Origin of the sequence: Nocardia sp. JMUB6875, from assembly GCF_041154655.1 — a bacterium.
Classification (GTDB): Bacteria; Actinomycetota; Actinomycetes; order Mycobacteriales; family Mycobacteriaceae; genus Nocardia.
In genome coordinates, this window is sequence record NZ_BAAFGR010000133.1 from 1 (window position 1) to 23,204 (window position 23,204).

The 23,204-nt window shown below is 68.6% G+C and carries 26 protein-coding genes; 6 read left to right on the forward strand and 20 right to left on the reverse strand.

The genetic code is table 11. The features are described 5' to 3' along the window. Positions 1–1,377: glutamate-1-semialdehyde 2,1-aminomutase (hemL, locus tag ACAM49_RS28600; RefSeq protein ID WP_369638654.1), on the reverse strand; the 1,377-nt coding region annotated here is incomplete at its 3' end. Between the two features lie 304 nt (positions 1,378–1,681). Here hemL and ACAM49_RS28605 point away from each other — a divergent pair. Continuing rightward, positions 1,682–2,065 carry a hypothetical protein gene (locus ACAM49_RS28605; protein WP_369638655.1) on the forward strand — a complete coding sequence of 128 codons (384 nt, stop codon included), beginning with the start codon at positions 1,682–1,684 and terminating at the stop codon, positions 2,063–2,065. A gap of 84 nt (positions 2,066–2,149) precedes the next feature. On the opposite strand, the gene ACAM49_RS28610 is transcribed toward ACAM49_RS28605, so the two are convergent. The 5 genes from ACAM49_RS28610 to hemB form a co-directional block, all read right to left on the reverse strand. Beyond that, the gene (locus ACAM49_RS28610) at positions 2,150–2,374 is read right to left on the reverse strand and encodes a hypothetical protein (RefSeq protein WP_369638656.1); all 225 of its coding nucleotides are present in this window, start codon (positions 2,372–2,374) and stop codon (positions 2,150–2,152) included. A gap of 115 nt (positions 2,375–2,489) precedes the next feature. Further along, positions 2,490–2,726, reverse strand: a complete 237-nt coding sequence (locus tag ACAM49_RS28615) for a hypothetical protein (protein WP_369638657.1) — start codon at positions 2,724–2,726, stop codon at positions 2,490–2,492. Beyond that, positions 2,726–3,238: a hypothetical protein gene (locus tag ACAM49_RS28620; RefSeq protein ID WP_369638658.1), complete on the reverse strand. Its 513-nt coding sequence runs from the start codon at positions 3,236–3,238 to the stop codon at positions 2,726–2,728. The genes ACAM49_RS28615 and ACAM49_RS28620 overlap by 1 nt, the downstream gene beginning before the upstream one ends. Positions 3,239–3,516: 278 nt before the next feature. After that, entirely contained in the window at positions 3,517–4,020 is a 504-nt protein-coding gene (locus tag ACAM49_RS28625; RefSeq protein WP_369638672.1) for a hypothetical protein, read from the reverse strand. A gap of 30 nt (positions 4,021–4,050) precedes the next feature. Further along, positions 4,051–5,028, reverse strand: coding sequence for a porphobilinogen synthase (hemB, locus tag ACAM49_RS28630; protein ID WP_369638659.1), 978 nt, complete (start codon positions 5,026–5,028; stop codon positions 4,051–4,053). A 165-nt stretch (positions 5,029–5,193) separates the two neighbouring features. Here hemB and ACAM49_RS28635 point away from each other — a divergent pair, with 165 nt between their 5' ends. Further along, a complete protein-coding gene (locus ACAM49_RS28635; protein WP_369638660.1) occupies positions 5,194–5,493 on the forward strand; it encodes a hypothetical protein in 300 nt (99 codons plus the stop codon). Between the two features lie 340 nt (positions 5,494–5,833). Here ACAM49_RS28635 and ACAM49_RS28640 read toward each other — a convergent pair whose 3' ends face one another. The 5 genes from ACAM49_RS28640 to ACAM49_RS28660 form a co-directional block, all read right to left on the reverse strand. Next, positions 5,834–7,396, reverse strand: coding sequence for a uroporphyrinogen-III synthase (locus ACAM49_RS28640; RefSeq protein ID WP_369638661.1), 1,563 nt, complete (start codon positions 7,394–7,396; stop codon positions 5,834–5,836). Then, entirely contained in the window at positions 7,393–8,421 is a 1,029-nt protein-coding gene (gene hemC / locus ACAM49_RS28645; RefSeq protein ID WP_369638673.1) for a hydroxymethylbilane synthase, read from the reverse strand. Before hemC ends, ACAM49_RS28640 begins: the two co-directional genes overlap by 4 nt. Before the next feature lie 8 nt (positions 8,422–8,429). Then, positions 8,430–9,824 carry a glutamyl-tRNA reductase gene (locus ACAM49_RS28650; protein WP_369638662.1) on the reverse strand — a complete coding sequence of 465 codons (1,395 nt, stop codon included), beginning with the start codon at positions 9,822–9,824 and terminating at the stop codon, positions 8,430–8,432. Then, entirely contained in the window at positions 9,821–10,585 is a 765-nt protein-coding gene (locus tag ACAM49_RS28655; RefSeq protein WP_369638663.1) for a redox-sensing transcriptional repressor Rex, read from the reverse strand. Before ACAM49_RS28655 ends, ACAM49_RS28650 begins: the two co-directional genes overlap by 4 nt. Before the next feature lie 317 nt (positions 10,586–10,902). After that, on the reverse strand, positions 10,903–11,178 hold the full coding sequence (locus tag ACAM49_RS28660; protein WP_369638664.1) for a glutaredoxin family protein: 276 nt from the start codon (positions 11,176–11,178) through the stop codon (positions 10,903–10,905). Positions 11,179–11,360: 182 nt separating this feature from the next. Between ACAM49_RS28660 and ACAM49_RS28665 the strand changes: the two genes are divergently transcribed. Next, positions 11,361–12,326 carry an HAD family hydrolase gene (locus ACAM49_RS28665; protein ID WP_369638674.1) on the forward strand — a complete coding sequence of 322 codons (966 nt, stop codon included), beginning with the start codon at positions 11,361–11,363 and terminating at the stop codon, positions 12,324–12,326. Positions 12,327–12,388: 62 nt separating this feature from the next. Here ACAM49_RS28665 and ACAM49_RS28670 read toward each other — a convergent pair whose 3' ends face one another. The 9 genes from ACAM49_RS28670 to ACAM49_RS28710 all read right to left on the reverse strand — a co-directional run bounded on the left by ACAM49_RS28670 (position 12,389) and on the right by ACAM49_RS28710 (position 20,942). Then, positions 12,389–13,414, reverse strand: a complete 1,026-nt coding sequence (locus ACAM49_RS28670; protein WP_369638665.1) for a lysophospholipid acyltransferase family protein — start codon at positions 13,412–13,414, stop codon at positions 12,389–12,391. After that, positions 13,411–14,442: an NAD-dependent epimerase/dehydratase family protein gene (locus tag ACAM49_RS28675; RefSeq protein ID WP_051179539.1), complete on the reverse strand. Its 1,032-nt coding sequence runs from the start codon at positions 14,440–14,442 to the stop codon at positions 13,411–13,413. Before ACAM49_RS28675 ends, ACAM49_RS28670 begins: the two co-directional genes overlap by 4 nt. A gap of 218 nt (positions 14,443–14,660) precedes the next feature. Further along, entirely contained in the window at positions 14,661–14,762 is a 102-nt protein-coding gene (locus ACAM49_RS28680) for an AURKAIP1/COX24 domain-containing protein (protein WP_003402602.1), read from the reverse strand. Between the two features lie 199 nt (positions 14,763–14,961). Continuing rightward, positions 14,962–15,207: a helix-turn-helix domain-containing protein gene (locus ACAM49_RS28685; RefSeq protein WP_051179533.1), complete on the reverse strand. Its 246-nt coding sequence runs from the start codon at positions 15,205–15,207 to the stop codon at positions 14,962–14,964. A 230-nt stretch (positions 15,208–15,437) separates the two neighbouring features. Continuing rightward, positions 15,438–16,256, reverse strand: coding sequence for a pyrroline-5-carboxylate reductase (gene proC, locus ACAM49_RS28690; protein ID WP_369638666.1), 819 nt, complete (start codon positions 16,254–16,256; stop codon positions 15,438–15,440). Between the two features lie 27 nt (positions 16,257–16,283). Beyond that, positions 16,284–17,180: a thioesterase family protein gene (locus ACAM49_RS28695; RefSeq protein WP_369638667.1), complete on the reverse strand. Its 897-nt coding sequence runs from the start codon at positions 17,178–17,180 to the stop codon at positions 16,284–16,286. Positions 17,181–17,320: 140 nt separating this feature from the next. After that, positions 17,321–18,235 (reverse strand): sugar phosphate isomerase/epimerase family protein, encoded by a 915-nt coding sequence (locus ACAM49_RS28700; protein WP_369638675.1) that lies wholly within the window; start codon positions 18,233–18,235, stop codon positions 17,321–17,323. 23 nt (positions 18,236–18,258) lie between these two features. Beyond that, the gene (locus ACAM49_RS28705) at positions 18,259–19,953 is read right to left on the reverse strand and encodes a hypothetical protein (protein WP_369638668.1); all 1,695 of its coding nucleotides are present in this window, start codon (positions 19,951–19,953) and stop codon (positions 18,259–18,261) included. Beyond that, the gene (locus tag ACAM49_RS28710; RefSeq protein ID WP_369638669.1) at positions 19,950–20,942 is read right to left on the reverse strand and encodes a hypothetical protein; all 993 of its coding nucleotides are present in this window, start codon (positions 20,940–20,942) and stop codon (positions 19,950–19,952) included. Before ACAM49_RS28710 ends, ACAM49_RS28705 begins: the two co-directional genes overlap by 4 nt. Positions 20,943–21,061: 119 nt before the next feature. On the opposite strand from ACAM49_RS28710, the gene ACAM49_RS28715 reads away from it, so the two are divergent. The 3 genes from ACAM49_RS28715 to ACAM49_RS28725 all read left to right on the forward strand — a co-directional run. Further along, positions 21,062–21,913: a hypothetical protein gene (locus ACAM49_RS28715; protein WP_369638676.1), complete on the forward strand. Its 852-nt coding sequence runs from the start codon at positions 21,062–21,064 to the stop codon at positions 21,911–21,913. A 107-nt stretch (positions 21,914–22,020) separates the two neighbouring features. Then, positions 22,021–22,716, forward strand: coding sequence for a hypothetical protein (locus ACAM49_RS28720; RefSeq protein ID WP_369638670.1), 696 nt, complete (start codon positions 22,021–22,023; stop codon positions 22,714–22,716). A 51-nt stretch (positions 22,717–22,767) separates the two neighbouring features. After that, the coding region (locus ACAM49_RS28725) for a hypothetical protein (protein WP_369638671.1) at positions 22,768–23,204 on the forward strand (437 nt) is incomplete at its 3' end.

Consider the following 23,204-nt stretch of genomic DNA (forward strand, 5'->3'; position numbering starts at 1 on the left):
CCCCTCGCACGGTCGGCGAAAGTCGACGAGGGGCTCAACCCCAGTTCTGGTAAATATCCAGCACTCGGCCGCCGCGGCGCGCGCGGCGGCGGGGAGGGCGGCGGCGATGCGATCGAATGCGTTCTCGTCGAGGGCGGCCGAGACGAACCAGGCTTCGAAGGCGCTCGGCGGCGCGTAGACGCCGGCGTCCAGCAGCGCGTGGAAGAAGGCTGGGAAGCGCCAGGTTTCGCTCGCCTTGGCGGCGGCGTAGTCGGTGACCGGGTTCTCGGCGAAGAACACGCTGACCATATTGCCCGCGAATTGCACGCGGTGCCCGACACCTTCGGCGGTGAGCGCCTCGGTCAGCAGCGCGCCCAGCCGCTCGGCGTTCTTGTTCAGCGTGGCGTACACCTGCTCATCGGCGGCCCGCAGCGTGGCCAGGCCCGCCGCCACCGCCACCGGATTCCCGGACAGGGTGCCCGCCTGATACACCGGCCCCATCGGAGCCAGGTGGTTCATGATCTCGGCGCGCCCGCCGAACGCGGCCGCCGGCAGGCCGCCGCTCATCACCTTGCCGAAGGTGTAAAGGTCCCCTGCCACGCCGTCGAGGCCGAACCAGCCCGAGTGGCTCACCCGGAATCCGGTCATGACCTCGTCCATGATCAGCAGCGCGCCGTTCTCCGAGGTGAGCTTGCGCAGCCCCTCGTTGAATCCGGGCAGCGGCGCGACCGCGCCCATATTCCCCGCCGCGGCCTCGGTGATGACGCACGCGATCTCACCCGGATTGGCGGCGAAGGCCGCGGCCACGGCCTCGAGGTCGTTGTAGGGCAGCACGATGGTGTCGCTCGCCTGCGCACCGGTGACACCCGGCGAGGTCGGCAGACCCAGCGTGGCCACCCCCGATCCGGCGTCGGCCAGCAGCGCGTCCACGTGCCCGTGGTAGCAGCCGCTGAACTTCACGATCTTGGAGCGCCCGGTGAAACCGCGCGCCAGCCGCACCGCGCTCATGGTGGCCTCGGTGCCGGAGTTCACCAGCCGCACCCGCTCGACCGGAGCCACCCGGCCCGCGATGGCCTCGGCCAGTTCGATTTCCGCCTCGGTCGGCGCGCCGAAGGACAGCCCGCCCGGGGCCACCCGCTGCACCGCCTCGACCACTGCCGGATGCGCATGGCCGAGAATCATCGGACCCCACGAACACACCAGGTCCACGTACTCGTTGCCATCGGCATCGGTCAGCGTGCAGCCGCGCGCGGACGCGATGAACCGCGGCGTGCCGCCCACGGATTTGAACGCGCGGACGGGCGAATTCACGCCACCCGGAATGACCGCCGCGGCGCGTTCGAAAAGTTGGGCCGAGACCGGGACCGACACCTGGCTCACACGCGGAGAAGAACTCACGGCACCCAGTCTCTCAGCCGCCCCGACCGCCGTCGACGACAGGGTGTAGTCGAGTGGCTTCCCCCACAGCCGAACCCGTCATCCTCGCACCTCGATCTGAACAGCGCATCCCGAAGGCAACCCTGGCCACTCCGGAAATTCGCCGGAATCACACCACCCGGAACCGACCCCGCCGAGGCTTGGCCAGCAGAGACTCGCCCAACGCAACACGCCGAAGTGGAATTCGTACAACGTTATTCGCTAGATGATTGCCGATGCGTAATGTCTCGGCACAGGAGGCTGCTTCGGAGAGAGGGCGAGACGGATGCGGGTCGTTCTGTTCGGGGTTGGAATCGCAGCGGTCGCGGCCGGGGTCGTGGTCGCGGGCGGCGCGGCGGCCGCGGGGGTGCCGGTCGTCCAGATCGATCAGGGCCGGGTGGGGGTGATCCTCTCGCATGACGAGACCGTCGCCATCGCCGATGGTCCGATACCCGCGGTGATCAGCATGTTCGTGCCGTTGAGCCGAATGGGCGCCGGACTGCAGCCCGACACCACCATCTATAAGGACGACAAGGGCGGGGTGCACGCCTCGCTGCGGCAGGTGATCATGGAGGCCGGTGATCACCCGGACGGCAACGTGGTGGTCTTCTTCAATGCCCCCGGTTCGCGCGGCGGCCGAGTGCTGGATATTTACCAGAACTGGGGTTGAGCCCCTCGTCGACTTTCGCCGACCGTGCGAGGGGTGGCGGTGCGGTCTGCGGTCGCCCCGCCACCGGCTCGGTCACACGATCCGCTACGAGAGCGGAATCCCCAGGCAGAACACCGCCCATCCGGTCGAGAACAGGCAATTCAGCTGGGGCGGTAGTAGGTCGAGCCAGGACGTGGCCACCGGTTGTGACCTGAGATCCGGGACGGCATCGACGGGAGCGGCGGCCACCGGGCCCGCCGCCACAGCGCCGACGACACCCGCTGCCAGCACCGCGGTGGCGATGCGTTTCACGAGATCAGTGCGCTTCATGACCATCATGTTCCGCGCGTACCCGGGGCCTTCCAAGGCAAACTCCGACTTCGCACCCCCTACGCGCGGTGTGTCGGCCCGACTCGCGGGAAGAAACTTCCAGCCCGGGACGAGATCAGCGCGCTCGCCGGAAGGCCCGGGCCAGCACGTCGATGAACAGCAATCCGGCCCCGATCACGAAGACCGCGGACGCGGCCAGCCACGGCCCCGCGTACCGGGTGGCGCTGAACGCCGGCGCCTCGCCCTGCGCCCGGAACACCGTGGTCTGAATGCCGTTGCGCCAGCACCACACCGCCGCCGCCACCAGAATGGGCACGAGCACGAATTCGGCGAACACGGTCAGCCACCGCATCACTGCGCCTCCTTCTCCTCGACCGTCCCGCCGTTCAACCGCTCCAGCGCGGCCGTCAGCTCGGCCCGCAAGGTGTAGTGGTCGCGCGCCCACGCCTGCACGAGCCGGCCGTCCTTCAGTTTGAGCCCGATTCCCTTGCGCCGCCGCGGCACTCCGGACAACTCACCGAGCGCCCGCGCCGACTGCCAGTCCTCATAATCCCAGGACTCCTCGTCATCCTCCGGCAACACCTCGCCGATATCGCGCAGCGGCACCACCTCGGTGCCCTCGCGCAGCTGTTCCGGAGTCAGTTCGACGCTGATGTGCCGCTTGCCCGCGACCACCTGCAACCAGACGAATCCGGCCAGCAGCAGTGCGCAGAAGGCCAGCCCGAACCAGTGGATGTCACCGCCGCGGATCAGCTCGATGACCAGGATGATCGCGCACAGCGCGGGCCCGTAGGCGATGGTCCGCCAGCGCGCGCCGGGTTCGGAGAACAGCACGGCCCCGGGGGCGTCGATGGACTCACTCATGGGTCGAGCGTAAAGATCGCGGAATCGCTCAGCGGGCCAGGCCCGGAATCAACAGCACGGCGAGGGTGAGCAGTCCGAAGAGGAACAGCAGACTCAGCACCAACACATCGCGCCGCAGGCTGTGCGGCTGCTGGATCACCACTCGCATCGTTGCCTCCGCCTTCCCGGCGCCGAGACACGCCATAGCACAACGTATGACGATCGGCTTCCGGTTCCCGAAATCCCTGTGACTGCCCTCACCATACCCGTTAGTACGCCCGTAACAAACTCGGGAGTACCTACTGCGGTGGCGGGCGGAAGAACGCCTCGGATTCGCTTCGGTAACACAGGAATACGGCGCCGCCCGCGAGCACCGCCTGCACGATGCCGGCGCCGCCCGCGACCAGCGCGGCCGCGCCCTCCTTGGCGCCGAATCCGAAGAGGGTGCCCGCCGCGCCCAGCACCAGGAACACCCCGAATCCGGTGAGAAGCGCTCGCGCCCAGTTCTTTCCGCGCCCCAGCTGGTACACCACGGCCACCGCGGCCCCGGTGAGCACCAGCCAGAACAACGCGACCAGCACGAACACGATCAGCATCCAGCCCTGCACCTGCGCCAGCGTGACGCCCGCCTGCTTGTCCTTGACCTGGTCGAACATCTCCTGCGCCAGCTCGTGCCGCTGCCCGAACTGCGCGATGAGCGACGCGATCAACTGCACCAGGCCGACACCCAGTGCGGCGTACCAGAGTTGGCAGGCGGTGCGGACGTCTTCCGGCGACGGGCGCGAAACAGCCGGCGGGACCATCGGATTCACGAAGCGACTACTCGGTTCCGCTCACCGCAGCCAGTGCGCGGCCTCGGTGGCCCAGTAGGTGAGCACCATGTCCGCGCCCGCGCGCCGGATGCCGAGCAGCGATTCCAGCACCGCGCCCTTGCGATCGATCCAGCCGTTCTGGGCCGCCGCGGTGATCATCGCGTACTCGCCGGAGATCTGATAGGCCGCCACCGGCACCGTGGAGCGGTCCGCGACCTCGCGCAGAATGTCCAGGTAGGACATGGCGGGCTTGACCATCACGATGTCCGCGCCCTCGAGCAGATCCAGCTCCAGTTCCCGGATCGCCTCGCGGCGGTTGGCCGGATCCTGCTGGTAGGTACGGCGATCGCCCTGCAGCGAGGAACCGACGGCCTCCCGGAAGGGGCCGTAGAACGCGGAGGCGTACTTCGCGGCGTAGGCCAGGATGCCGGTGTCGGCGTACCCGGCGGCGTCGAGGCCCTCGCGGATCGCGCCCACCTGGCCGTCCATCATGCCGCTGGTGCCGAGCAGGTCCGCGCCGGTTTCGGCCTGCGCCAGCGCCATTTCGACGTAGCGGGCCAGGGTGGCGTCATTGTCGACCGCGCCGTTCGCGTCCAGCACGCCGCAGTGGCCGTGGTCGGTGAACTCGTCGAGGCAGGTGTCGGCCATGACCACGGTCGAGTCGCCGACCTCGTGCACCAGCGCGCGCAGCCCGCGGTTCAGGATGCCGTCCGGATCGCTGGCCCCGCTCCCCTGCGCGTCCTTGTCCTCGGGCTTGGGCACGCCGAACAGCATGAGCCCGCCGACGCCCGCGGCCACGGCCTCGACCGCGGCCTTGCGCAGCGAATCCATGGTGTGCTGGTAAACGCCTGGCATGGAAGAGATCTCGCGCGGCTCATCGAGGCCGTCGGCGACGAACATGGGCAGGATCAGGTGCCGCGGCTCCAGGGTGGTCTCGGCGACGAGCCGACGCATCGCGGGAGTGCGGCGCAACCGCCGAGGGCGGTCCATTCCGGTCATGCACGCATGATATGCCCGCCTCGCGATCCGGGTGCGCGCGCCTCCGCGGGGTTGCCGGGTGAGATCTTGAAAGACATTGTGAGCAGCGGATTTTGTCGGTGGCCCCGGGTAGAATCGAAGATACGTTCGATGGAGGGAGTCGCCGTGCTCGCAGCGGTTACCAGCATGTCCGACAAGAGGAACAAGTCCGCCGGGGTGCCGAAGAAGGGGGATGTGATCGATCACGCGTGGATGCCGCTGGCCAAACAGCCACTGCCGGCGGGCCGCCCGCGCTCGTGGTACATCTCGCACAACCGCCGGTTGAAGGCGATGCGCCTGGCCATCGCACTGCTGGACTCGGGCGCCTTCAGCCCGGACCAGGCCACGAACGAAACCATCCGGGACACAGCCGAAGTCATCGGCGTCCACTGGCCCTCGGACGCCACCTGCCGCATGGTCCGCCGCCTGATGGCGGCCCAGCGCTGAATCCCGCTGGGGTTCGCGGAATCCCGCCGGAGGTTCTCCGATGTCAGCGCAAGGGACTTCGGAGAACCACCACGGACGGTAATTCGAATCGGCCCGCGGAGAACGCCGCGACTTCCGGCGACACCATTTCCGGGGGCGGGCTCGACGCGCCACCCGGTGGCGCACCCACACGTTGCCGCGGTCCATACCGGAGCGGCAATGACCGGACGCCGGGGCAGAGTCGGGGTGGCGTCCGGAGTCGGTTCCGAGGCACACCCCTGCACCGCCTCGGACACCGCGAAAACGCAATCGGCCCCGCATCATTCGATGCGGGGCCGATTGTCGGTCAGGACGCCGGAGCTCAGCGGCTGCGGCGGCTCTTCTTGCGCGGCGGGGGCAGCAGTCCCTCGGCGCGCAGGTGCGCGGCGTGCTCGGCGAGGGCCTCGACGAGCGGACCCACCTGGGCGATCTCGGGCTGCACGTCCACGCGCAGGCCGAATTCGATGGCCGTCTCGGCGGTCTTCGGGCCGATGCACGCGACGATGGTGCGCGCGTGCGGCTTGCCCGCGATGCCGACCAGATTGCGGACCGTGGAGGACGAGGTGAACAGGACCGCGTCGAAGCCGCCGGTCTTGATCATCTCGCGGGTCTCCGCGGGCGGCGGAGAGGCGCGCACGGTGCGGTAGGCGGTGACGTCGTCGATCTCCCAGCCGCGGTCGCGCAGGCCCTCGGCGAGGGTCTCGGTGGCGATGTCCGCGCGCGGCAGCAGCACCCGGTTGACCGGGTCGAAAACGTCGTCGTAGGGCGGGAAGTCGGCCAGCAGGCCCTCGGAGGACTGCTCACCCGAGGGCACCAGCTCCGGATTGATGCCGAAGGAGCGCACCTTCTCCGCGGTGGCCTCGCCGACGCAGGCGATCTTGACGCCGCTGAAAGCGCGCGCGTCCAAACCGAATTCGCCGAACTTCTCCCACACCGCGCGCACCGCGTTGGTGGAGGTGAACACGACCCACTGGTAGCGGCCGTCGACCAGGCCCTTGACCGCGCGCTCCATCTGCGCGGGACTCCGCGGCGGCTCGACCGCGATGGTCGGCACCTCCATCGGGATCGCGCCGTGGTTGACCAGCTTCTCGCTCATCTCGCCGGCCTGCTCCTTGGTGCGCGGCACCAGGACGGTCCAGCCGTACAGCGCCCGCGACTCCCACCAGGAGGTCTTGGCGCGCTTCTCCACTTCCTTGCCGACCGTGACCACCAGCGGCCCGACCAGTTCGGAGGCGGCGTTGTTCAACGTCGCCAGCGTGGCGTCGATGGTGCGCTGCTGGCGGGTGGTGCCGCGCACGGTCACCGCGACCGGGGTCTGCGGCGCCATGCCGTGTTCCACCAGCGCCGAAGCGGTCTCGGCCAGATGCCCGGAGGTGGCGTGCAGCACCAGCGGACCCGGCGCGGCCGCCACGGCCGCCCAGTCCACCTCGCCGCGCACATCCACCTCGGTGTGGCTGGAGCCCAGTTCGATGCCCGCGTAGGCGGGCACGGTGGCACCGGCCGAAAGGCCCGGCAGCACCTCGAAGTTCAGATGCGAGCGGGTGACCGCGTTGATCTCCTGGATGACCGAATCGGTGGTCATCGGATCGCCGGACACCAGGCGCACCACGTCGAACCCGTTGCGGGCCTCCGCGATCAGGGTCTTGGCCACCTCGGCGGCGTCACCCAGGGCGGGGCGCACGTCCACGGGCAGGGTCCCGTCCGGGTTCTCCTCGACCGCGGTGCCGATCAGGGCGAGCACGCCCTTGTCGACATCGGGATCGGTGAACGCCAGCGTCGCCCGGCCGAGCACCTCACGCGCACGCACGGTGAGGAGCGCCGGGTCACCAGGACCTGACCCCACGAAAAGGATCCGGCCGGGATTCTTCTTCGTCACTCGACTCATCGTTGGTTCTCCATTGGGCTGGGATTGCTGTCGTCGGTGAGCTCAGCGGATTCCTCTGTGACGCTGAGCAGTTCGCGCGCCCCCAGCTCCAAGAGCTCGCGCGCCAGTGCGCGACCCAGTTCCGCGGCATCCGCCACCGGGCCGACCACTGAAGCCCGGATCACGTCCGAGCCGTCGATCGCCGCCGCGCAGGCGCGCAGCGACAACTCCTCCACCACCCGGCCGTCGTCGTCGAGTGATTCGACGACCTCGGCCAGCGCACCGATCGGTGCGGTACAGCCGGCCTCCAGTTCGGCCAGCAACATCCGCTCCGCGGTGATGGCGGCACGGGTGCCGGCATCGTCGAGGGCGGACAGGATGGTCACGAGATCGGTGTCCTCGCTGCGGCATTCGACCGCCAGCGCGCCCTGGGCGGGCGCGGGCAGCATCTGCACCGGTTCGAGCGATTCGGTGACGGCGTCGAGGCGGTCGATGCGGGCCAGCCCGGCCCGCGCCACCACCACGGCATCCAGGTCACCGTTGACAACCTTGGAAATCCGAGTGTCGAGATTGCCGCGCAGCGGCACGATCTCGATGCCGAGGCCCAGCGCCTTCAGCTGCGCGGAGCGGCGCGGCGCCGAGGTGCCGACCTTCGCGCCCGGGGGCAGCTCGCCCAGCACCAGGCCGTCGCGCGCGACCAGCGCGTCGCGCGGATCCTGGCGGGGCGGAATGGCCGCGATATTGAACAGCGGGTCCTGCGCGGTCGGCAGATCCTTGTACGAGTGCACCGCGATATCGACGGTGCCCGCGGCCAATTCCTCGCGCAGCGCGGCGGTGAAGACACCGACACCGATCTTCTGCACGGGATCGGTGGCGTTCTGGTCACCGGCGGTCTTCACGATGACCAGCTCGGCCTGCTGGCCGTTGGCGATCAGGGCGTCGCGCACGTGCCCGGCCTGGGTGAGCGCCAGCAGACTGCCGCGGGTTCCGATGCGCCAAGGGGCATCCGATGTCCCGCGGACTGTTGTCTCGTTCTCGTGCACCATAGCTCCGGTCATGCGGTGTGCCCCTGTTCGTCCCCCGGGTGGGCGGCGGTGAAATCGTCGGCCAGTTCGCCCTGCAGGGCGGAGATCTCCATCGGCGCGGCAACCGCTTGTGCCGCACCGGGTTTGAGCTCGAACAGCTCGCGTAGCGCCTCGGCGTAGCTGTCGCCGCCGGGTGTGGAGGCCAGCTGTTTGACCCGCACGGTCGGCGCGTGCAGCAGTTTGTCGACCACCCGTCGCACGGTACGGGCGACTTCCTCGCGTTCGGTGGATTCCAGTCCCGGTAGTCGGGAGTCCAGGCGTAGCAGCTCGGCCTCCACCACATCGGCGGCCATTTGGCGCAGCGCGGCCACGGTCGGGGTGACCTCGGCCATGCGCTGTCCGGCAAGGTATTTGGTGAGCTCGTCGGCCACGATGGTGCGGGCGGCGGCGGTGTCGTCGGCGGCCGCGCCGGCCAGCGGATCGCGCTGCAGCGTCTCCATGTCGATGACGGTCACGCCCGGCAGCCCGGCCACCGCGTGGTCCACATCGCGGGGCAGGCCCAGATCGCAGATGACCAGTTCGCGGCCGGACAGCGAGCCCTTGGCCGAGAGCGCGCGATGCACATCGGCCAGGGTCACCACGGTGCCGACCGCGCCGGTACAGGTGACCACCACATCCGCGGCGGCCATGGCCTCGGTGAGCCGGTCCATCTCGATGGCCTCGGCCTCCACGCCGTGCATGGTGGCGGCCGTATTGGCCAGGCGCTGCGCCTTTTCCAGCGTCCGGTTCACCACGATGACCTTCGCGGCCCCGCCGCGCGCCAGCTGCGCCACCGCGAGCCCGCCCATGGCGCCCGCGCCCAGCACCAGCGCGGTGCGCCCGGCCAGCGGACCCTGCACGGCGGCAGCGCGATCCAGCGCCACCGAGACGACCGACGCGCCCGCGCGGTCGATCCCGGTCTCGGAGTGCACCCGCTTGCCGACCCGCAGCGCGTGCTGGGCCAGCTCGTGCAGGGTGCGGCCGGAGGCCTGCTGCGCGTCGGAGGCGGCGTAGGCGGCGCGGATCTGGCTCAGGATCTGCTGCTCGCCGACCACCATCGAATCCAGGCCCGAGGCCACCGCGAACAGGTGCTCGGCCGCGGCCTCGGCGTAGCGCACGTAGGCGTGCTTGGTGAGCTCCGGCAGCGGCAGACCCGAATGCCGGGTGAGCAATTCGCCGATCTCGCCCAGCGCCGGGTGGAAGGCGTCGACGACCGCGTAGACCTCGATGCGGTTGCAGGTGGAGACGATCATCGCCTCGGAGACGTGGCTCGAGGCCAGCATCTTGTCGGTCAGCTTGGGCCGGTCGGTCTCGGTGATGGCGATCTTCTCGAGCACCGACACCGGTGCGCTGCGATGCGAGATCCCGACGAGAAGCACACTCATGGCTGGACCACCGCTCCCTTGCTGGTTGTCAGCGGCACCCGGGGCATCAGGCTCCCGGCCGCCACGCTCATCGCTTCCTCAGCGGCCGATTCCGCGTTGCGGGCCCGCTCGAACGACAGCAACTGCATCTCCACCGCGAGATCCACCCGCCGTACCTCCACCGTGGCCGGCGCGTCCAGCGCCAGGGCCGAGAAGCTCAGAATGCACTGCATGCCCGCGTCCACCAGCAGATCGCACACGCCCTGCGCGGCCGTGTCGGGCACGGTGATGACGGCGATGGTGGGCTCCAGAGTGGCCACCGCATCGGTCAATTCGGCCACATCGCGAACGACCAGTCCGCACACCACGGACCCGATCACCGCGGGATCGTTGTCGAACAGCCCGACCATGGCGAAACCGCGGCGGCGGAAACCGCCGTAGCCGACCAGCGCCCGGCCCAGATGACCCGCTCCGACCAGCACCACCCGGTGCCCCTCGGACAGCCCGAGCACATCCTCGATGCGGTCGCGCAGCTTGATCACGTCATAACCGACACCGCGAACGCCGTTGGGCCCGAGGAACGAAAGATCCTTGCGCAACTTCGCCGAACCGACACCCGCCGCGACAGCCAGTTCCTCACTCGATACGATGGCTACACCGTCGTCGGCGAGTACGGCGAGCACTCGGAGATAGGTGGCCAGCCGGGCCACCGTGGCCTGCGGGATGTCCTTCTGCAGAGCCTTGGAGACGCCACTCGGCGGCGTCTCGTGCTGCTCTGTCACGTCGCTTGCGCTCCTCGTCCGGCCGGGGGTGAGTGTCCGGGTTCTTTTGTCGACCCGACGCCGGGAGACCGTCGCGGTCCTTGCAGGCGAGGTCGAGTCAGGTTCAGGGGGTCGCTTCCGCTGAACGCGGGTTGCGTGCCACCACCGTAACCGCTTGTGAAGCCCTGCACAAAGTCGGTGAATTCAGTCACTTTGCGGCGGGCTCCGGCCCCGCGTTCATTCAACCCTCATCAGCGCGAACCCGCCACGGGACACACCGGACAGGACGGGTTCGAGGGGATCCGGGTTCGCGACCCTCGAATTGCCCCTATCGCTCCCTATTTCGCGAGGTCGGCGCGGAGGCGGGGTTCGTCGACGTCGAAATAGCTGTGCTCGCGGCCGTCCAGCAGCACCACCGGCAGCCGGTCCCCGTATTCGGCGCGCAGGCCCGGATCGGTGGCGGCCGCCTCGTCCACGTCCACGGTCGCGACCTCGATGCCGAACTCGGCGCAGATCGGCCGCAATTGTTCGAGTGCCGTATGGCACAGCCCGCAGCCGTTGCGGGTCAACAGAGTCACAGCATGTGGCGCTGGGTCTTTGAACTGATCGCTCATAGCCACCATCTAACAACTTCCCGTTATGTCGATCGCCGTCTACGTTGTGGCCACCGGCGGGCGTTACTGTTGACTTGTCGCGCTAACAGGCGGAGGTACTGGTGCCGGAACGTTCGAAAGAGCAGGGGACGAGCTTCATCGCGGGACGCTTCGGTGAATTCCCGGCGCGCTGGGGTCAGGGCCTGCAGGATCTGCAGGATCAGTTCACCCGCATCACGCGCAGCCCCTTCGGTCCCAGCGAGGAAGAGGTCCGCGCCAATCTGGCCGGTGAGGCCAGCGCCGACGCCGCCATCGCACTGCACGACGCCGAGCTGGCGCTGCAGGCCCAGGGCGACGAGGACGACGAGACGCCGACCCCCGCGGTCCCCCGGGATCTCACCGCCGCGGCCTTCTTCGATGTCGACAACACCATGGTGCAGGGTGCGTCGATCGTGCACTTCGCCCGCGGGCTGGCCGCGCGCAAGTACTTCAAGACCTCCGACCTGGTCGATATGGCCTGGAAGCAGGTCAAATTCCGGGTGACCGGCAAGGAGAGCCATTCGGATATGGCCTCCGGCAAGGAGAAAGCCCTCTCCTTCATCGCGGGCCGGCCCACCGCCGAACTCGCCGCGCTGGGCGAGGAGATCTACGACGAGATCATCGCCGACAAGATCTGGCCGGGGACGCGGGCGCTGGCGCAGATGCATCTGGACGCGGGCCAGCAGGTGTGGCTGGTGACCGCGACGCCGGTGGAGCTGGCGCAGGTCATCGCCAAGCGGCTGGGCCTGACCGGTGCGCTGGGCACGGTCGCCGAGAGCGAGGACGGCATCTTCACCGGCCGCCTGGTCGGCGACATCCTGCACGGGCTGGGCAAGGCGCACGCGGTGCGCACCCTGGCCATCCGCGAGGGCCTGAACCTCAAGCGCTGCACCGCCTATTCCGACAGCCACAACGACGTGCCCATGCTCTCGCTGGTCGGCACCGCGGTGGCCATCAACCCGGATGCGGATCTGCGCGAGGTCGCCAAGAATCGCGGCTGGGAGATCCGCGACTTCCGCACCGGCCGCAAGGCCGCGAAAGTCGGTGTGCCCACGGCCATCGCGCTCGGCGCGGCCGGTGGCGCGGCGGCGGCCGTGCTGTCCCGCAAACGCGAGGCCAAGGCGAGTTAGCTCGAAAAACGAAGCGGCCCGGTCCAATTGGACCGGGCCGTTCGTATATTTGTGCGAATAATCTAGCCCGTGAAAGGATTACGGCGCTTGATCAGATTCTTGTACAGCGTCCCCTGAATGGTTTCGCGGACCTGATCTGTGATTTCGAACATCGTCATCGGATCATCCGCATCCGCCGGTTCGTATCCGGCCGTCGAAATCGGTTCGCCGAATTCGACATACCACTTGGACGGGAACGGAATCGCGCCCAGCGGACCCAGATGCGGGAACAGCGGCGTCACCGGGAAATACGGGATACCGAGCAGCCGCGCCAACGGCTTGAGATCGGCCAGCTTCGGATAGATCTCCTCCGAACCCACGATGGAGCACGGAATGATCGGCACGCCCGTGCGCACCGCCGCCGACACGAAACCGCCGCGGCCGAAACGCTGCAGCTTGTACCGGTCCGAATACGGCTTGCCGATGCCCTTGTAGCCCTCGGGGAACACACCCGCGACTTCGCCCGCGCGCAACAGCCTTTCGGCATCGGCCGGGCAGGCCAGGGTGTGCCCGGCCTTGCGGGCCAGGCCGCCGATGATCGGCGTCTCGAAGATCAGGTCGGCCGCCAGGATGCGCAGCGCGCGCTGCTTGGGATGGCGGTCGTGCACGGCCAGCTGCAGCATCAGCCCGTCCAGCGGCACCGTGCCGGCGTGGTTGGCCACGATCAGCGCGCCGCCCACTTCCGGAATGTTCTCGATGCCGGACACCTCGACCCGGAACCACAACTCCGACAGCGGCCGCAGCATCGGGAGGATGACGGACTCGAGCAGATGCTCGTCCAGACCGAACTCGTCGACCTGGTAGTCGCCGGTGAGACGACGGCGCGCGAAATCGGCGGTGTAGCGGACCCCCTCCGCCACGGACCCCCGAATCAGCTCACCCAGCGACTTGGGCTGACGCGCTTCGACTTCGGCGAGCCGATCGGTCAGCGAGGTCACCGGGGTGAGCGCGGCCGGTTCCCCCTGCGGCCACACCCGAGGCGACGGGCGGTTGTGCCGCGCCTCGAAATCCACGTCGTGAAGTCGAATCACCTTCGCTACGTCACTCATTGGTGTGCTCCCGTCCCGGCCCCGAGCAGGCCGAGAAGTTTGTTCTCTGCGGCGTCGATCCACGCGGGATCGATCACGGGCCGCAACGCTGCGCCCCCTATGAAGTCGTCGAATGCCTGCACCGTGGTCCAGCGCGGTTGGAATCCGAGTTCGGTGCGCATCCGGGTGGTGTCCAGACCGCAGCCGAAGTGGAAGTAGTCGATCTGCTCGGCGGTGAACTCGCGCATCACCGGACCCATGAGAGTCCGTCCGGCGGTGCGGAATACCGCGTACGGGACCGGAAGTTCGATCCGCCCGGCCCGGCGGATGGCCTGCGACAGCGCCATGGCGCCGTCCCCGGCCACATTGAAGGTGCCACCCGGGGCGGTCATTGCCCCGTGTACCAGGGCGGCGATGCCGTCCTCCTCGTGCAGCAGCTGCATGCGCGGATCACGACCGAGGATCGTGGGCGTGATCGGCGAACGGAAATACTGCACACCGCGTTTGGCCAACTGCGGACCCACGATCGGCGGAAATCGCAGAATGGCCGCCGAGATATCGGGACGACGCCGCGCCAGACCGCGGACGAAACCCTCCACCTCGACCATATCGCGCGCGAACCAGCCGCGCGGCGGCGTGCGCGCGCTCATTTCCTCGGTGAATTTCACCGGATCCTTGGCGCTGCACCCGTAGACGGCGGAGGAGGAGCGCACCACCACCCGCCGCACACTGGAAGCCTTGCGGCACACCGCGAACAGCTGCATGGCGCCCAGTACGTTCATATCCTTCATGGCGGCGCGACCGCCGCCCGACGGCGGGCGCGACAGCGCGGCGGGATGCACCACCGTGTCCACCTGATTGCCGTCGATCACCTTGCGGATCAAGGGATTTCGAATATCAGCGCGCACGAATTCGGCGCGGCCCATGCGGCGCAGCAACTCCCGGCTGGGCTGCTTGGCATCCACGGCGATGATGCGCTCGACGGCAGGGTCGGCCGCCAGGCGGGCCACCACATTGCCTCCGAAGAACCGGCTCGCACCGGTCACCATCACCACCTTGGGCGCCTGCCCGTCCCGGGTCCCTGCCGCACCGGATCCCACTCGCAGCCCCCATGTTTTGCTGTATCCGTTATTCCCGCGCTCCCAGAGTAACCGGCGGGTAGGGGGCATCCGAAGGGTATTAACCAGGATCTAACGATGACTTCAATCACCTGATAAATGACGAAAGCCCGCCACCGACGGTGACGGGCTTCCAGCTACGCAAGGGCTTACTTGCCGAGTTTGCGACGCTGAACACGCGTGCGGCGAAGCAGCTTGCGGTGCTTCTTCTTCGACATGCGCTTGCGGCGCTTCTTGATCACAGAACCCATAGGGTTGTTCCTCGCGTTCTCTCGGGTCATCCCCGCTGCCGCGGGGTGCACACTGTCTGACCCTGCACAGTCCCTACCCGATACGGGCCGATATGGACCCGGCGGCACCACCGGCACGTACAGGATGCCGGTCCATGCTACCGGGCCACTCTCGGGCGAACGAAACGGGTGGGGCTGATCGCCTACCCGGAGCCGCTACCTACCCCGCATCGAAGTAGGACGTCTCCAGATAGTCGTGCACCGCCTTGGCGTGCACCCGGAAGGAACGCCCCACCCGCACCGCGGGCAGCTCTCCCGAATGCACCAGCCGGTACACCGTCATTTTGGATACCCGCATCAGATTCGCGACCTCGGCGACGGTGAGGAACTGAGTACCTCCGCCGATGACCGAGCTGGCGTTGATTGGGCTGTTTCCGGACCTCGCTTGGCTGTTTCCAGACATCATTGCGCCACTGACCTCCGGCACGTCCGCGCCGCCGGCTTCCCCACCGGCGGAACAGACACGCACGTGCTCCTTGAAGCTTAGCGGGACCAGTGGGATTGCTGCGACGGGTGTGAGAAATCAGCCTTTGCTGTGGCGAGTCGGCCTTCGGCAGCAAACTAGCAACCGAGCAGTATTGGAACGCCGTGGCGACGAGAAAAGGCGCGGCGAGCGTACTCGCCGCCCCTTCAACGTTAGTCCGAGATCGCGCCGAGTTCGACGGAACGGCGTTTTGCGGCATGCAGCGCATCGTGGAAAGCCGAACGCACCGCGCCCCGCTCCAACTCCCGCAGCCCCGCCGCGGTGGTGCCGGCGGGCGAGGTGACGGCCGCACGCAATTCCGGAGCGGACTGGCCCGATTCGTCCAGCAGCGCGGCCGAACCGAGCATGGTCTGCACCACCAACTGGGTGGCCACATCGCGGGTCAGGCCCAGGCCCACCGAGGCGTCGATCATGGCCTCGACGATCAGGAAGAAATACGCCGGGCCCGAGCCCGACACCGCGGTGACCGCGTCCAGCTGCGATTCGGTGACCGTGACGACCTTGCCGACCGACTCCAGCATCTCGGTGACCAGCGTCAGCTGCTCCTTGCGGGCGTAGCGGCCGGGGGCGATCGCGCTCATGCCCTGGCCCACCAGCATCGGGGTATTGGGCATGACCCGAATCACCGGGAAACCGGCGGGCAGCCGCGACTCCATGCGACTGGTCGGCACACCGGCCGCCAGCGACACCAGCACCTGATCGTGCGCCTCGCCGAGTTCGGCCTTGCCCAGCTCGGCGACCACGGCATCGACATCGTTCGGCTTGACCGCGATCACGATGAGGTCCGCGGACTTGGCGGCATCGGCGATGTCGTCGGTAGCGCGAATCCCGAACCGCTCACCCAGCAACTCCGCGCGCGTGGCAACCGGCTCCACCACGACCAGATCCTTGCTTGCCCGCCCGGCCTCCAGCAGCCCGGCGATCAACGCCTCCCCGATCCGGCCTCCGCCGATTACCGCAATCCTCGTCATGGACATAAAGGCTAGCGGTGCAGGTAGTTACCTCGGCTGGGGGATCAACGCCAGCTGGCGGCTCTGGGCGACGATGGCACCCGTGGAGTCGATGACGAGTTGGTCCTCGTCGAACATGCGGTGGCCGACCTCGCGGGAATGGGCGATGACGCGCAGCCAGCCGGGGGCCGGGCGGCGGCGCAGGTAGGTGGTCATCTGGACCGTGGGGGCCCAGCCGAAGAGGCCGAGGTTCATGGGGACCGGCGGGCTCATGTCGGCGGCCATCATGGCGAAGAAGGCGGCGACGTCGGGGTCCTGCTCGTCGCCGTCGAGGGGGCGGATCCAGAGGCGCAGGCGCGGTTCGGATTTCTCGCCCGCGAGGAACTTGGCCCACTTGGTGTCGATGGCGACCGAGGAGCCCTGGGCGACGTGGACGAGCTTGCCCATGGGGTTGCGCTCGTCGTAGCCGAGGGCGTCGGCGGACGGTTCGGCGGGCATATCGCCCGCGTGGTCGGCGGCGTACTGCGGCGCGGAGTCGTCAAGGTGGCTGAACGTGAAGGCGGTGTGCACGAGGGTGCGGCCGTTCTGGATCAGGCTCGCGTCGAGGAGGGCGATCTGACGGCCCAGCTTGCGGGTGCGGACCTCGTACTCGACCGCGCCGGGATCGGGGGCGCCGAGGAAGTCGGTGCTGGCCGAGACGGGGAACATGGCGGCCTGCTCGGGGGCGGTGCGGCGCAGCCATTCGGTGGCGGCGGCGGCGCTGCCCGCGACGATGGTGCCGCCGTGCACCTTCGGGCCGATGGTCCAGGTCGGGTCGATCTCGCCCGCGAAACGGCCGACATCGGGAGTGGCCGAATCGAGTTCGGTCATCCGGCAGACGCGACTGAAGGGCGCGTTCGCCAGCTCGCTCGCCGAATCCAGATCGACGGTCAACTCCGTTGTCATCCGCTGTCCTTCCACTGTGGTTTGTACAGCGTAAACGGAGACCACGATCATTCCACCGGGGTGGTGGGATGAATCACCCCAAACTCTCTGGAACTCTCAGGGGCCTCCCCTGAAACCCCATAAAGGCGGCAGAAATGAATTCAGCCGCGATGGGCCGCGGTCGGCTCAGGGGTCGGCGCGGGGGTGAAATTGTTCAGATGCTCGCGGGCGAAGGTGAGGGCGCGGTTGAGCATGGCGGCGCGCGCGGAGGTGGTGCGGGCGGTCTGGGTGTTGATCTCGATGACGGCCTGGCCGTCGAAACCGTTATGGATCAACATCTCACAGAGTTCGGCCACCGGCTGGGTGCCCTCGCCCGGGATGAGGTGCTCGTCGGTGGCGGCGCCGCGGCCGTCGGCCAGGTGCAGGTGGGTGAGGCCGGAACCCATGCGGCCCGCCAGGATCAGCGGATCCATGCCCGCGGTGGCGGTGTGCGAGGTGTCGAGGGTGTAGTGCCGGAAGCCGACATCGGTGGGGTCGTAGGAGGGGCTGAAGGTGGTGATGGAGGGGCCGGGGCCGCCGCGGCGTTCCAGGCGCTGGATCGAGCTGCCGCGGAACAGGGTGTCGGCGCGCATCGGGAACATGTTCTCCACGGCCACCGCGACCGGGCTCGAATTCTCCAGTTCGGCAACCTGTTCGGCGAAGCCGTCGGCGTAGCGGCGCTGCCAGCGGAAGGGCGGGTGCACCACCACGGTGGCCGCACCCAGCGCCTCGGCGGTGTGCACGCTGCGGGTGAGTTTCGCGATCGGGTCCGACCCCCAGACCCGTTGCGAGATCAGCAGACACGGCGCGTGCACGGCCAGCACCGGCATGCCGTACTTGTGCGAGAAATGCTGCACGGTGGCGATGGACTGACTGGCCGGTTCGGCCCACACCATGAGTTCCACACCGTCGTAACCGAGTTCGGCCGCGTACCGGAACGCGGCCTCGGTGTTCTCCGGATAGACCGAGGCGGTCGAGAGGCCGACCCGGACCTCTCTGCGCCCCGCCCCGTTCTCGTTCCGCGCCCCCTGCGACATATTCCCCACTGCCCGCTCCCTGCTCAGTTCGTACTGAGTAGAAAGGCTAGCGGTCCGAGCGTCACGAAGACGCCTACGACGACGGCAATCACAGTGGAGAAAATGTCATCGGTGCGGCGCAGCACGCGCACCAGCGCGACCAGACCGAGGATCACGATCATCGCCAAGGTCAGCGCCACCCACGGCTGCATTTCCCACATGCGCTCGAAACCCTTGAACAGCAACATGCCCGCGACCGCCGCGCCCACGCTCTGTCCCGCGATCACCATCCACTGGCGGCGGTTCTCGTCCTCCTCGGAGCGGCCCTTGGCCCGGGACCGGGCGGGCCGCACCGCGGTGCCGCCCTTGGCCTTGCGGCCCAGCGCCCCGGCCTTCTGCGTGAACGCGGAAAGCCGTCCGGCCATGGAGGTTTCGGGCTCGTCGTCGTAATCGTCGTATTCGTCGTCGAGCGGCTCGTAGAAATCGGTGAGGTGATCGTCGGGTTCCGGCTCGGGCGCGACCGCCGCGCGACCGCGGGCGCCATTGCCGCGACGCTTGCCGCCGCCGCGTGAATTCCGCTCCGCGCGTGCGTCATCGCGGCTCTGGGCGTCGCGGAGCAGATCACCGGCAACCGACTCGCCGGAGAGCAGCTGCTGATCGTCGTCGGCCAGCGACGAGGACCACGCGGCGGTCGGCACCATCGCCTGATCCCCGCGCTCGGGCGGATTCGACGGGCCGGGCCCGGCCTCGGGCCGGCGGCCGCGGGCGGACCAGGCCGGCAGGCCGTTGGCGGCGCCGTGATCGATGCCGCCGCGACGTTCGGCGGGCGGGGCCGGCGGTGCGGGCTGACGCTGCGCCTCGGCGTGGCGGCGCGCCGAGCGCGACATCGGCGGGGCCCCGGCGGCGGCCTGCGGCGGCTCGAAGGGGCGATCGGGGCGCGAATTGCGCGGCAGCGGTTCGGGTCCCGGCGGCGACCAGGCGGGGACGGCCGGGGCCGCGGGGTTGAACTGGGTCTCACCGCGGAACGGGCGCACCTCGTCGGTGGTGTCGTCCTCCGGGTCGTAGCGGCGGCGACGGCCGCCCTCCCGCGCCGGTGCGGGAGGCTCGGTGCCCACCGAGCCATTCAAACCCTGTAGGCCGTTCAGCCCCTGCAGGTGATCCAGCGACACCTCCGAATCCAGCGGATCCGGCTTGCGGCGGCGGCCGCCGGTGGAGCGACCGTCCGGCTGTAGCGGATTCTCGGTCGGCGGCCAGTTCAGGCCCGCGGACCAATCCTGTCCGGACGGCTCGGGTAGGGACGGCGGCTGCGGGGTGGGGGCCAGCGGGTCGTAGTACGAAATCGGGCCGGACAGCGGTGAATACGCGGGCTCCGGTTCGGGTACCGAGTAGGACGAATAGTCCGGCTGCGGCTGGGAAACCGGAGCAGAGGAAGCGGAAGACGAGAAGTCTGAGTAATCCGAAAAGTTCGAGTAATCAGAATAATTCGAGAAGTTCGAATAGTTGGAATAGTCCGATTCATTCGGGGCAGGCTCGGGTGCGGGCGGAGCCGGGTCCGCTTCCGGAGCGGCGTGCGAGGACGAACCCGTCCGCACCACCGGAATGTCTCCGGTCAGGTCCGCGACGGAAATGCCACGGCCACTTCGACGTCTACGCCCCCCGCCACTCGCGGGGGCCCCACTCTGCTGCCCGTTCCGTGCCAATAGTTCGGCGACGGACAGCTGACTTGCATCCTCGGTCATCGAGACACCGTTTCGATCGGGCCCGCCAGGCCGCCCTCGGGGCCGCCTGCTATCGGTTCGCTATCCAGGTCGGTATCAAGTTTGCGCAAGATCAATCCCTCTCGCAGGGCCCAGGGACAGATTTCGAGCGTGTCCAGGGACAGTGCCCGCATACTCGCCTCCGCGACCAGCGCACCGGCCACGAGTTGCTGTGACCGATCAGAACTTACGCCTTCCAATTCTGCCCGGTCGGCGGCTGTCATTCGGGAGATGAACGCAATCAGCTGCCGCAGGCCGGAACTCGTGAGGGTACGCCGCACCCGCGGTCCCGCAACAGAGGGGGCGGCACCGGTCAGCCGCGCCAGCGAGCGGAAGGTCTTGGAGGTGCCCACCGCCAGATCCGGGCGGCCCACCTCGAGCAGCTGCTTGGACGGCAGCACGAGCTCGGCGTCGAGCCAGTCGCGCAGCACCGCGACGCGGCGTTTGCCGGGCGGATCGTGGCGCAGCCAATCCCGGGTCAGCCGGCCCGCGCCCAGCTGCAGCGAGAGCGCGAGTTCGGGATCCTCGTCCGCGCCGTTGCTCATCTCGAGCGAGCCGCCGCCGATGTCCAGATTGAGGATTCGCCCGGCGCTCCAGCCGTACCAGCGGCGCACGGCGAGGAAAGTGTGTCGAGCCTCATCGACACCGGAGAGCACTTTCAGATTGACGCCGGTCTCGCGGCGCACCCGGGCCAGCACCTCGTCGGAGTTGGTGGCCTCGCGGACGGCGGAGGTGGCGAAGGCCATCAGCTCGACGCAGCCGGAAGTCTTTGCGATGCTTGCGAATTCGGCTACCGTGGCGGTCAACTTCGACGCCCCCGCGGGGGTGATCCGACCGTGGTCGTCCATGCTCTCCGACAGCCGCAGGGCCGATTTCGTCGAGCTCATCGGCATCGGGTGTCCACCACGATGCGCGTCCACCACGAGCAGGTGGACGGTATTGCTTCCCACATCGAGTACACCGAGCCGCACAAGAACACGGTACTGGGTGCGTCACGACTTCAGGCCAGGCGACTGAGCTGTTAGCGTTCCGCGTTGTGACGGCAGGTGCATCGGCGAGCGGGCCGACCGGGCTTCGACCAGCGGCGAAGATCGACCCGGCGCCCGAGGTGGAACTCGACTTCCCCCGGGAGTGGATCGAATTCGTCGATCCAGCTAATGACGAGCATTTGATCGCGGCCGATCTGACCTGGTTACTCTCGCGCTGGACCTGCGTTTTCGGCACTCCGGCATGTCAGGGCATCATCGACGGTCGCGAGAACGACGGCTGCTGCTCGCACGGCGCGTTCCTCTCCGACGAGGAGGACGGCAAGAAGCTGCACGCGGCTGTGAAAATGCTCACACCCGAGGACTGGCAGCTGATGCCGGAGGCCACCGACGACAAGGGCCGGGTGCGCAAGAAGCTGTATCTGGAAGAGGACGATCTCGACGACGAACCCGCGTTGCGGACCCGTCGCTTCGACGGCGCCTGCATCTTCCTCAACCGGCCGGGATTCGCCGAGGGCATCGGCTGCGCGCTGCACACCATGGCGCTGCGCAAGGGCCTGGAGCCGCTCACCGTGAAGCCGGAAGTGTGCTGGCAGCTTCCGATTCGCCGCACCCAGGACTGGGTGGACCGGCCCGACGGGGTGGAGATCCTGCGGACCGTGATCACCGAATACGACCGCCGCGGCTGGGGTCCGGGCGGACTCGATCTGAACTGGTACTGCACCGGATCGCCGGATGCCCACGTCGGGACCCGTCCGGTATGGGAGGCTTACGCCCCCGAGCTGATCGAGCTGATCGGCAAGCCCGCCTATGACGAGCTGGCCGCGCACTGCAAGCGCCGTCAGGGACTGGGCATCGTGGCGGTGCATCCGGCGACGGCCATCGCGGAGGAGAAGGCCGCCGAGGCAGCGGCCGCTGCGAAGCCTGCGAAGAAGGCCCGCCCGGCGAAGAAGTAGCGGCGCACCTGCCCTTATTTTTCTGAAAACGGCCAATTTCAGATAGCCGCTCACTTACTGTGCGACCGACCCCTCGCTACGGGGTCGCAGCACAGGAGAAACACACAGTGAGCAAAATCCCCGCGGGCGCCCGCCACCTCGGCGCCGGGCTGGCCGCCCTGGCCATCGCGACCGGCGCCGTGTCGGTCCTCGCCACGCACGAGGCTCCCGAAGCCCACGCGACCGTCGACACGGTCACCATCTCCGACCCGAATCCGGTTGTCGGCGGCACCTATACGGTCAGTGCCACCGTCAGCGGCTGGGAATTCGGCCTGCTCTGCTACTGGACGGTGGACGGCGTCGCCATCACCGATCCGCCCTCGAGAGTCCCGTGGCCGGTGAACCATTCCAGCGCCGAATGGACGCCGACCACCCCCGGCAAGCACACCATCACCCTCAAGCAGGGCGGCTCGTCCAAGAGCCTGGTCGTGACCGTCGGCACCGCCACCACCACGACGACGGTCCCGCCGACCACGACGACCACCGTGCCGCCGACGACCACCACGGTCCCTCCGACCACCACCACGGTCCCGCCGACGACGACCACGGTCCCGCCGACCACCACGACGGTCCCGCCCACCACGACCGAGCCGCCGACCACCACCACGGTTCCCCCCACCACCACGACGGCTCCGCCCACGACCACCACCGAGCCGCCGACCACGACGACGGTTCCGCCGACGACAACGACTCCGCCGACCACCACGACTCAGCCCAGCGGTGGCGGTTCCGGCAGCGCCAACGGCCTGCCGTTCGGTTTCTGACCGATTCCCAGTAACTCGGGCCGCAGCCCGGGGCGCATCACAGGAGTACCCATGAGCAGCAATCCCTCTGGCCGTGTGTTCGGGGCCGGACTCGCCGCGGCCGGCGTCGCCGGCGCCGCCGCCGCCATCGCGGTGGCGGTCTCGCCGACGGCGGGCGCCACCGTCGAGGCGATCAGCCCCTCCGATCCGGTGCCGGCGGTCGGCGGCACCTACACCCTCGGCGCGGACCTGACCGGCGTCTCGAGCGCGCTGCCGGTCACCTGGAACGACAACGGGGTCAGCATCACCAACGGCGTCGGCATCCTGCCCTTCCCGGCCGGGCACACAAGCATCACCTGGACGCCGACCACCCCGGGCCAGCACATCATCACGGCCACCCAGGGCACCAGCACCCAGACCCTGATCATCACCGTGATCCCGGGCACCGGCACCGGCGCCACCCCGCCGACCATCACGACCCCCCTGCCGGCGGCGCCCACCACGACCCC

Coding starts and splice junctions, on each gene's coding strand:
- ACAM49_RS28605 (WP_369638655.1), top strand. CDS start 1,682: ATGCGGGTCGTTCTGTTCGGGGTTGGAATCGCAGCGGTCGCGGCCGGG.
- ACAM49_RS28610 (WP_369638656.1), bottom strand. CDS start 2,374: ATGAAGCGCACTGATCTCGTGAAACGCATCGCCACCGCGGTGCTGGCA.
- ACAM49_RS28615 (WP_369638657.1), bottom strand. CDS start 2,726: ATGCGGTGGCTGACCGTGTTCGCCGAATTCGTGCTCGTGCCCATTCTG.
- ACAM49_RS28620 (WP_369638658.1), bottom strand. CDS start 3,238: ATGAGTGAGTCCATCGACGCCCCCGGGGCCGTGCTGTTCTCCGAACCC.
- ACAM49_RS28625 (WP_369638672.1), bottom strand. CDS start 4,020: ATGGTCCCGCCGGCTGTTTCGCGCCCGTCGCCGGAAGACGTCCGCACC.
- hemB (WP_369638659.1), bottom strand. CDS start 5,028: ATGACCGGAATGGACCGCCCTCGGCGGTTGCGCCGCACTCCCGCGATG.
- ACAM49_RS28635 (WP_369638660.1), top strand. CDS start 5,194: ATGTCCGACAAGAGGAACAAGTCCGCCGGGGTGCCGAAGAAGGGGGAT.
- ACAM49_RS28640 (WP_369638661.1), bottom strand. CDS start 7,396: ATGAGTCGAGTGACGAAGAAGAATCCCGGCCGGATCCTTTTCGTGGGG.
- hemC (WP_369638673.1), bottom strand. CDS start 8,421: ATGGTGCACGAGAACGAGACAACAGTCCGCGGGACATCGGATGCCCCT.
- ACAM49_RS28650 (WP_369638662.1), bottom strand. CDS start 9,824: ATGAGTGTGCTTCTCGTCGGGATCTCGCATCGCAGCGCACCGGTGTCG.
- ACAM49_RS28660 (WP_369638664.1), bottom strand. CDS start 11,178: ATGAGCGATCAGTTCAAAGACCCAGCGCCACATGCTGTGACTCTGTTG.
- ACAM49_RS28670 (WP_369638665.1), bottom strand. CDS start 13,414: ATGAGTGACGTAGCGAAGGTGATTCGACTTCACGACGTGGATTTCGAG.
- ACAM49_RS28675 (WP_051179539.1), bottom strand. CDS start 14,442: ATGGTGACCGGTGCGAGCCGGTTCTTCGGAGGCAATGTGGTGGCCCGC.
- ACAM49_RS28680 (WP_003402602.1), bottom strand. CDS start 14,762: ATGGGTTCTGTGATCAAGAAGCGCCGCAAGCGCATGTCGAAGAAGAAG.
- ACAM49_RS28685 (WP_051179533.1), bottom strand. CDS start 15,207: ATGATGTCTGGAAACAGCCAAGCGAGGTCCGGAAACAGCCCAATCAAC.
- proC (WP_369638666.1), bottom strand. CDS start 16,256: ATGACGAGGATTGCGGTAATCGGCGGAGGCCGGATCGGGGAGGCGTTG.
- ACAM49_RS28695 (WP_369638667.1), bottom strand. CDS start 17,180: ATGACAACGGAGTTGACCGTCGATCTGGATTCGGCGAGCGAGCTGGCG.
- ACAM49_RS28700 (WP_369638675.1), bottom strand. CDS start 18,235: ATGTCGCAGGGGGCGCGGAACGAGAACGGGGCGGGGCGCAGAGAGGTC.
- ACAM49_RS28705 (WP_369638668.1), bottom strand. CDS start 19,953: ATGACCGAGGATGCAAGTCAGCTGTCCGTCGCCGAACTATTGGCACGG.